This is a genomic window from Halohasta salina (genome assembly GCF_024178165.1).
Classification (GTDB): Archaea; Halobacteriota; Halobacteria; order Halobacteriales; family Haloferacaceae; genus Halohasta; species Halohasta salina.
This window is the reverse complement of record NZ_JAMZIE010000019.1, coordinates 1-8,212: the sequence shown is the minus strand read 5'-3', so window position 1 is coordinate 8,212 and position 8,212 is coordinate 1. Positions and strand designations below refer to the sequence as shown.

At 51.3% G+C, this 8,212-nt stretch carries 8 protein-coding genes and 1 pseudogene; 5 read left to right on the top strand and 4 right to left on the bottom strand.

The window, feature by feature from the left end:
* The 4 genes and pseudogenes from NKJ34_RS15565 to NKJ34_RS15550 form a co-directional block, all read left to right on the top strand.
* A pseudogene (locus NKJ34_RS15565) lies at positions 1–97 on the top strand (IS1595 family transposase); the annotation flags it as partial.
* Between the two features lie 264 nt (positions 98–361).
* The gene (locus NKJ34_RS15560; RefSeq protein ID WP_253739215.1) at positions 362–1,165 is read left to right on the top strand and encodes an HFX_2341 family transcriptional regulator domain-containing protein; all 804 of its coding nucleotides are present in this window, start codon (positions 362–364) and stop codon (positions 1,163–1,165) included.
* A 63-nt stretch (positions 1,166–1,228) separates the two neighbouring features.
* Complete coding sequence (locus NKJ34_RS15555) at positions 1,229–1,546, top strand: hypothetical protein (protein ID WP_253739214.1); 318 nt, start codon at positions 1,229–1,231, stop codon at positions 1,544–1,546.
* 581 nt (positions 1,547–2,127) lie between these two features.
* The gene (locus tag NKJ34_RS15550) at positions 2,128–2,520 is read left to right on the top strand and encodes a hypothetical protein (RefSeq protein ID WP_253739213.1); all 393 of its coding nucleotides are present in this window, start codon (positions 2,128–2,130) and stop codon (positions 2,518–2,520) included.
* A gap of 54 nt (positions 2,521–2,574) precedes the next feature.
* Here NKJ34_RS15550 and NKJ34_RS15545 read toward each other — a convergent pair whose 3' ends face one another.
* Complete coding sequence (locus NKJ34_RS15545; RefSeq protein WP_253739212.1) at positions 2,575–3,411, bottom strand: N-glycosylase/DNA lyase; 837 nt, start codon at positions 3,409–3,411, stop codon at positions 2,575–2,577.
* A 59-nt stretch (positions 3,412–3,470) separates the two neighbouring features.
* Complete coding sequence (locus tag NKJ34_RS15540; protein ID WP_253739211.1) at positions 3,471–5,771, bottom strand: phospholipase D-like domain-containing protein; 2,301 nt, start codon at positions 5,769–5,771, stop codon at positions 3,471–3,473.
* Positions 5,772–5,961: 190 nt separating this feature from the next.
* Between NKJ34_RS15540 and NKJ34_RS15535 the strand changes: the two genes are divergently transcribed.
* Complete coding sequence (locus NKJ34_RS15535; RefSeq protein WP_253739210.1) at positions 5,962–6,162, top strand: hypothetical protein; 201 nt, start codon at positions 5,962–5,964, stop codon at positions 6,160–6,162.
* 17 nt (positions 6,163–6,179) lie between these two features.
* Here NKJ34_RS15535 and NKJ34_RS15530 read toward each other — a convergent pair whose 3' ends face one another.
* Both NKJ34_RS15530 and NKJ34_RS15525 read right to left on the bottom strand, forming a co-directional pair.
* Entirely contained in the window at positions 6,180–7,001 is an 822-nt protein-coding gene (locus NKJ34_RS15530; RefSeq protein WP_253739209.1) for an IS5 family transposase, read from the bottom strand.
* Positions 7,002–7,166: 165 nt separating this feature from the next.
* Complete coding sequence (locus NKJ34_RS15525) at positions 7,167–7,964, bottom strand: HNH endonuclease (protein WP_253739208.1); 798 nt, start codon at positions 7,962–7,964, stop codon at positions 7,167–7,169.
* Positions 7,965–8,212: the final 248 nt, after the last annotated feature.

The following is an 8,212-nucleotide window of genomic DNA, read 5'->3' as shown; positions in this document are numbered from 1 at the left end:
ACTCACGCCGTACCTCAGAGCGTTTCAGCTTCGTCGCCGAGTCTACCGAAAATCAGGAGAAGAAGCTCTGAAAACCATCCTCGACGCTGCACTATGACTCACCAACAATCTCCGCCACAAGAGCGAACATAATAAAAATAAGTGGGGGCTGCGATGGAGGACTTCTACGTCAACGGGGGCTCGTTGGGTGTACGGGAATTGCCACATTGTTTCTGTTACTCGCTACCGGCCCGTGTGCGTTAGCATTTAGCCGGTCAATCTGTACGACTGCAAACTAAGATACCCGCCGTGAACGGGTGAGCGTTAGTACGTTACTATCGTTACTGTCATTACCCAATGTTAAAGAAATACATCACACCTGATGAATTTGAGTCAACGAGTCCACATCGCCCCATTCGGTTTTGAACACGATCGGATCGTCCTCCCAGCCAAAGAGTACGACGCAGACCACGTGATCCTCCTCGATTTTATCGCAGACAACATCTCACGACCAGCCTACCACGAAGACGTCATCGCTGATTTAGAAACCGCAGGTATCACCGTGACACAGCTTGACTGTGACTTGTTCAACCTCTATGACAGTATGTCCGTCATCGCAAACCAAGCTATCAAACACAACGGAGACGGTGACAACGTCTACGTGAACCTCACTACCGGATCTACAATCACAGCTATCGGCGGCATGATCGCCTGCATGGTGACTGGAGCGGCAATCCCCTACTATGTGAGAGCCGATCAGTACGCATCCGGTACAGAACCCATTGGCCACGGGATGGAATTCGCCGATGAACTCCCACGATACCCAATGGACGGCCCTGACGAGCAACAAGTCGCTGTGCTTGCGTACCTCGCTTTCTGCAAGCAAGAATCAGAAAATGTCCCGGAAACCTACGACATTCGGAAAGACGATCTCATTGAGTTCGGCAAAGAGAGTAATCTGCCGTTCGCCACGGAGTACACGGGAGACTCGAAAAAAGGATACTATCGTCGTCTCGATCGACACGTCCTCGATCCATTACTTGATCAACAATATATTACCATCGAAGCAGTTGGCCGATCAAAACGCGTTCATCCAACGGACGGTGGCATCAACGCAGCCAAAGCATTCAGCTATCTTCTCCAGGAAACCGGCGCTGATATCCAACCAGACGACCTCAGTATGTAGTAATGATAGTAACGTCAGTAACGCACTAATTCTGAAGGACATATACTCGTTACAGTATCTTGTATGTCGCAGAATTCACTGAGCACGACGGAACTCATCGAACGGATGCATGGTGCAGACAACAGTGACAAACTCATGGATCTCCTCCGTGGTCAGTGGGAACCATACTACGAAACGGAATACCGTGCCCTACTGGCTACAACATTCCATCTCGCTTGGTGGAGCCAACACAAGAAATCCTTGGCTGTGCAGCTGTTCAATAAATCAGGCTTTGATTCGGAATGGCGAGAAACATTCGAGAACAAGTTCCAGTCGGCAGTAGAGGAACTCGGTGATGACATGTATGATCCTAACTGGGGAACGAACAAACAATCTACCTAATTACCTATTCTGCGACAAGATGTATCGACTCAACATGGATTATTTAACGGCGCTGTTAACCGCTTGATGACAGGAAACCTGTTTCAGAGACACAATCGAAAGATATGAACGAACAAGAACTGTATGCGGACGACTGGATGGGAGTACGCTGGACTGATTGGCTATCGCTCGATCCGTCTGACAAGGAGGTGAGCTCAATCTCAACTGATCCGGGACTCTATCGTGTCCGCCATGCAGACCGGGATGGAGTTGAGTATATTGGTCAGACCGGTCGGAGTACACGTGGGCGAGTCGGTGCCCTTGCTCGGAATGTGTTTTCTGAGGAGATGCCATTCCGTGATCCACACACTGCAGCACCCTGTCTATGGGCCGTTCGGGATGAGTATGGACCTGCATTAGAAGTGTCGACTGCAACGCCCTCGTTCGCCACTGCGGACCCACATCGGAAAGGATTCGAGGAAGCACTCATTGCGACTGCTCGTCGAGAGATGGGTGCAAGTCCGACGGCGAACTTTGGTCGGATCATCCCTGGCTACTCACAGTCCAGCTACCGGAGTGGTGGCTATGTCGGTGGGGTGCTTGTGGACGGCGATACCGAATCGAACGCTGAACCCGGTTGCGGGCCGATCCCATGGGAAAACGCCGACGACGTGACCGCACCCGACTGGATGGGACTTGCTTGGGAGGGGCCGTATCGGCTTCAGGATCGGCTCGACCCGGAGCTTCCCGAGGCAGGTGTCTACCGTATCTGGTATGAGGGAGATGCGCCCCCATTGGCGTACGTCGGCGAAACCTCAGCGTTCACGAATCGATTGCGAAAACACGAGCAGACCTTCGGTGGTGAGGCACTGTTCTCGGTGGCCGACCCCGGCGGCATGGACGCGAAACACAAGCGTACTGAGGTTGAGACCGACCTGATTGGTGCCCACTATCTTGCGATCCAGGAGCCACCAACTGCTCAGTTCGGACAATGATTTAACGAAGCTTCAGAACTTCTCGGAGCCCACCTGTGACGATTGGTTGCTGATCTACATTTCGGTAGTGAGTTCTCTGGCAAGCTGTTTTCCACCGGCCTCGTCGACACCAACTTCTCCGAAGAGATCTATCAGTGCCTGTTGGGAAGCCTCTCTATCCGGTTCGTTTCTCCCGATGATCTGACCAGCCTGCCAAATAATTGAATCTATACGGAGCAATGAGATGTGTCGACCAAGCCGCTGGCTTGTTTTCTCCATCACCTCGGCCCAGACGTCCAGGACTTGGTCAGTATCGTCGCTCTCAGTGATACCGGAACTCCACGAGACACGTCTGACCTGCAGATCACACGGGATTGGGATTTTTCGAGGGAACTCCATGTATTGTCCGTGTTTTACTAAGTGAGCAATATCGTAGACCTTCATCGCCAGCACCACCGTTTTAGCATCCTTATCAGTGTTTAGATCGTCGGCGAACCGCTCCCAGATATCCAGTGGAGCGACACTGTCGTGGTTCGATACAAACCATTCATCAAATCCAGCTTCGATCACTCTAATGAGCCGATCGCGCTTTTGTTGGTTGAGTCGACCGTTGATGTCTCTTTGCATGAAGTCGCCGAGGAGGTCCCGAACAGCTTGTACTGAATCGAGTCTCTCAAAGTCTTCTGCAGTCCGTTCTAATTCACTCCAGAAGAGCTGTGCATCACCGTTGAGTTGGTAATCCTGACTCGCTGCTAAGAGCATTAGCAGCTTCACGTGGGCCTCAGAGTCGTATTTCTCGTAGAGACACTCAATCGTACTGTACTCTGGTTCGGTCCGGTCAAAAGCTACAATCCCATCGTACCCGACTGCAGCCAATGCATCAGCAACCGCCTCTACACGCTCACGATCCATCGATGATTATTCTGTCTCTTTGATTCCACTTGATGATTTTCCCACTTGGACTGCGAATATTATCCGCCAAACAACCGCGAGAGCAATCCACTGGAATCATCAGCATCATCTCCATCTTCGTTCTTGTCTATGTCCTCTGTCTGAGCGATACCATCCCCAGTCTCTGCAGCACCGTTCAGAAGTTCGTCGACAGAGTAGCCGATCCACTCGGCGAACTCTTCTGGGGCACCGATATAGACGCTGGTGCCTGACTTATCGGACATAAACCGCTTCGATAAGCGCTTCTCGTAGTCATACACCTCGTATTCCTCGCGGTCGAAGTCAGCGGTGATCGCATCAGGCTCGGATTCGAACGTGACGCGACCACCCTGGATATCACGTTGCCATTTGAGTCGACCCGTGTCGTACGTCTTTTCGGCCGGTTCCTCCGCGGGGAAGTACTTCGGTTGCTCTCGACCGGCTTCGTCGTAGAACTCTCGGAAAATACGGCGGACGTCTTCGATAGTCCCGTTTCCATCAGTCCATGGTTGCTCGGTGAGCATCCGCCGAGCAACGTAACTGAAAATCGGGTTTTGCTGTTCCAGTACCTCCCCAAGATCTTCTTGGGCCTCACGGAATCCAGGATCTTCCGGGTTGGACGGGAACGACACGTCCATACTCAGGATCTTCATTCGGTTCCGGAACTCCGATTTCGGAAGGGCGTCGTTCGTTGTGAAAATGAGACAGGGCTGATCGACGTTAGTCGGCGTCCAGTCACCCCAGTAGTTCCGGATCGGACTCCAGTTCTGGATCTTGCGTTTCTCCGCGTCGATGATCGCGTACGGAAAAGAGGTGTCCCATTCACGGACCCCGCGAATCTCAGCCACACCAATATCGTCTGCATCGACTCCCGAAATGACGGTGTTGTCCGAGACGAGCCGAAGGATGTACTCAGTGAGTTTGTCCTTCCCGGCGTCACTCTTGCCCTCGATGTAGAGGTGCTGCAGGACGTTGTCCAGCGTCCGTGACGGTGAGGAGAGTGCCTCCGCGTACTGGTTGGCAAACGGGGCCCAAAAGCCATAGAGAAACGCCTCGTACATTTGCGCCATCACCGCAGTCTCCGACTGCGTGTGACCGTGGTCTCGGACCGTCTCAATATACGCCTCAATAGTGCCGAGACAGTGATCCAGGATTTCCGGCGTCGGCTCATCGGTTGCCACCAAGATCATTTCGTCATCCTCACCGATTACGATCTGTTCGGCCTCCGGGAGGACCGACATCGTGGGAATGGCTGTTGACTCCTTGACTTGGTTGTTGTATGCGCTCAACGGTGCGGTGATGCTGTGATCTTCGACAGTGGCCCCACGGTCACGAAGGCTGGTTCCAAATTCATCGGCCGTGTCTTTGTCGACCTTGCTTGTGCCCATCCGGATCTTCTCGTCGGGCGCTCGAACACGCGGACGATCTAAGGTTTCGGTGAGATTTGTCTCGTGGTCCGACTCAACCAGCCCCACGTCAGGTGTTTCCTCGCTGGCGTCCGGTTCAGTAGAATCAGCGTCGTTGTCGTTCTCTTCGTCCGTTGGATTATTGTCTGGTTCAATAACCGAACGGTCGGCGTTCTCGGGTTCTTCGACGAACGCGACCGTTCTGTCGGCCTCTTCGGGATCATCTACGACGGCCGTCACTTGATCGGCAACTTCTTTCAAATCATCCACGGCATCCTGGTTCAGCGCAGCCGTATCGCTCACATCGAGATCGCCAGCACCAACCCAATACTCGATGCGATTTTCCCGCTCTTCCGGTGAATCTGCTTCTTCGATCGCTTCGACGAGCCCCTCCAAGAGCGTCTGGTCGCTGTATCCGTCTCGATACTGGTCGATGAATTTCTCAAACTCTTGATCTAGTTCCGTCCCAACCTCGGTTGTGAAGACGGAGATCTGGTTTGTGTGGTACTCCCAGGAGTTCCGTGAGAGGTTTGCCGACCCCTGGACGAGCTTTACGGTCTCATCAGGCATCACGATGCGGTAGATTTTCGAGTGGACTGTCTTTCGATTCTTCAGTCGAACCGTGAGACGGCCATCCTGTCGAAGCTCCACCAGCGACTTCGCGGTCGAGACGTTGTTGACCTGCCCGGCGTAGTCTTCGGCATTCCCGATCAGCACATCTAAGGAACCAATGTCGTAGTCGGTCAACATCTGGACCATCAACTCAGGTGTCTCAGCATACGTCACCGCGTCGACGTGGTGAGCACCCTCAAATAGATCGAGAAAATCGTCTCGTTCTTTCACCATCGCCAAGCGATACTCGGCTGCACCCGAGCCATAGAACTCTGGCATATCCACGAATTTGTCAAACGAGATATTCGCTGTCAGTTCGTCCATGAAGAAAACACTATCTTGCCACGAATAAATCCGCGGCACTTGACAGTAGTCTAGGTGGTTCCACTCCCTACCTCTTAGGTTTGGCTCTGTTGAAATCCTATTCTTCAGACATATTTTCACCTGAAACAGCCGGTCGATGAGAGCTTCGTGGTGACCAACATTGATGTAGGAGGTCGCAGACAGTATCCTCATGGCTGGCATAGATTTAGAGAACCCGTGGATTCTCGGAGCGATTCTAATTATCATTGTCATTGTTGTTTCGGTGGGGATGGAAGCGTTCCTTCTGAGTGGTAACATCAGAGAGGGGCTGTTGCGAGGAATCTTTGGAGGGACTGCCTTCGCTATCGTGTATCTCTTTCTCCGGTCACGATACAGCGAAGATGCCCTGTGAGTTCCCTGTTTGACCACTTAGAGTGACCGGTCGAGATTATGAACGAGACAAGCGATAGTGAGTTCACGGAACTGTTTCCACCAGCGCCGTGAGCGAACAAACGCACCGTACTTCCGCTTGAGTGTTGAGTTAACCGTCTCGGACTGACTTCGTTGTCCGTAGAGATCAGCGTCTAAGCGTGTGTTCCACGCTTTGTGAAGCGATGTGAACTCACGATGCTTAATTAGTGGCCGAACCTCGTGTTGACGGGCAAGTCGTCTGATTTTCTGATCGTCGTACCCTTTGTCACCAAGCAGAATATCGATGGTCTCGGGGTTGCGTTTGATCAACGATGGAGCGATCTGACTATCGTGTTTTCGTGTCGTCGTTACGTGTAAATCAAGGATGGCGTTCACCTTCGTATCGACCAGTAGCGTCACTTTGAGCTGCTGAATCGTGAGTTCAGCTCGTTTCGTGTAGTGTTTCGAGGCGTGACTCCGGTCGAACCCTGACGCATCGACTCCAACGATTCCGCTCGTCGGAAGTAGCGAGGCTGAGAGAGTCAATATGACACGCCAGACAGCCATATCAAGCCGGTTGAACGCCTTACAGAGCGTTGATGCCGTAGGTAGTTCAGCTAATCCAAGAGCTTGACGAATGCGTGGCATCTCGATTAACTCGTCAAGCAGTCCACGGTAGGTCGTATTCTTCCGAACTTTGAGACACAGCAGAACAACGTGCTGCGGGAGTGTATAGCGGTGTTTGGAGAACTTCGAGGAGTATCGAGAAACCGCTCGGCGGGCCAGGTGAATCGCTTTCTCAGTAAAGCGGAGAATCTGCGACTTCGGGAGGGACTTCATCTCATAGAATTACGGGACGAACATGTAATTCTCTGAGGATTTCAACAGAGCCAACATTCTCTAAGTGTAGAATAATACTTGGTAAATGATTCTTGATGGTGTCTCACGAGAATTTGAGAACACCAGTGCATCACGTTGGTTTGACCGTGCGAACTGTGGTATAAATCACTCCTGAAAATTAGAAAGTTTCTCTATAAGTTCGGCATTGTATTCATCGCCATCTTGCCCATGATGAACACGGTAATGGCAATTCGGGCAGAGAGCAATCACTGACTGTGGGGTATCAGGACCACCCTGATTGAGTTCATAGACGTGATGGGCATGTAAATACGGTTCACCGTGTTTATCGAGGAACGGAGCTGGTTCACCACACCCTTCACAGCTATTCCCTGCTCGGTCCATTACGCGCCTTCGAACCGCGTCTGAGCCAGTATATTGAGGGGCACCTGTAGAATCAACAGAATCAGTAACGGTTGATTTAGCGTTACCCTCTGGGGCCTCGAGCGGGTCGTCATTGTTTTGATTACTCTGCTTATCAGTAGGAAGTTCAGACCCTCCTTTTTCAGCAGCTGGTGTATCCCCCGTTTCGATATCCGCAGTACCATCCGAAAGGTCATCTTGTGAAGAATTCAACTTCTCATCAGAGGGCAACTTTGAATCGGGGAGGACATTTACCACGCTATAATTATTGACGTCTAGAGAACCGTCGACTAGGATTTTGGTAAAGATATGCTCCGAATGGTCAATACTGAGTACTTTTTGTACTCGTCTATTCGATGGGAATGCTATACACCGTCGATAAAAATAGGTATTCTCTACTTCCTCCTTAGGTTGTGTGATCGGCCCTTTGAACTCTACACCGCTAGTTATTGCATTTTCTCTGACTTGAGATATCCATTGGTCCAAGAGATCTCGAGATTTAGAACAGGCAAACAGATAGATTCTATCTCCGGATAGGTTCACATCAGACTATAATCAACAGTGAAAATTGAATCCTCCGATGATACTCAACAAGCAAAATGACGATCATCTACACAGCGGTATGGGTTGTATTGTAGCAGCTGTGTGGCAAAGCAATCAGTACACTCAGTCGATCACATTGAGTTAGAGGAAGTGTCTGTTTGGACGTAGTGTGACACGGACCCAAACAGACAACCAGATCGAAGAAGAGCATCTGCTTAATTTTGTCGTCAACACTCTCGACGAGGAAC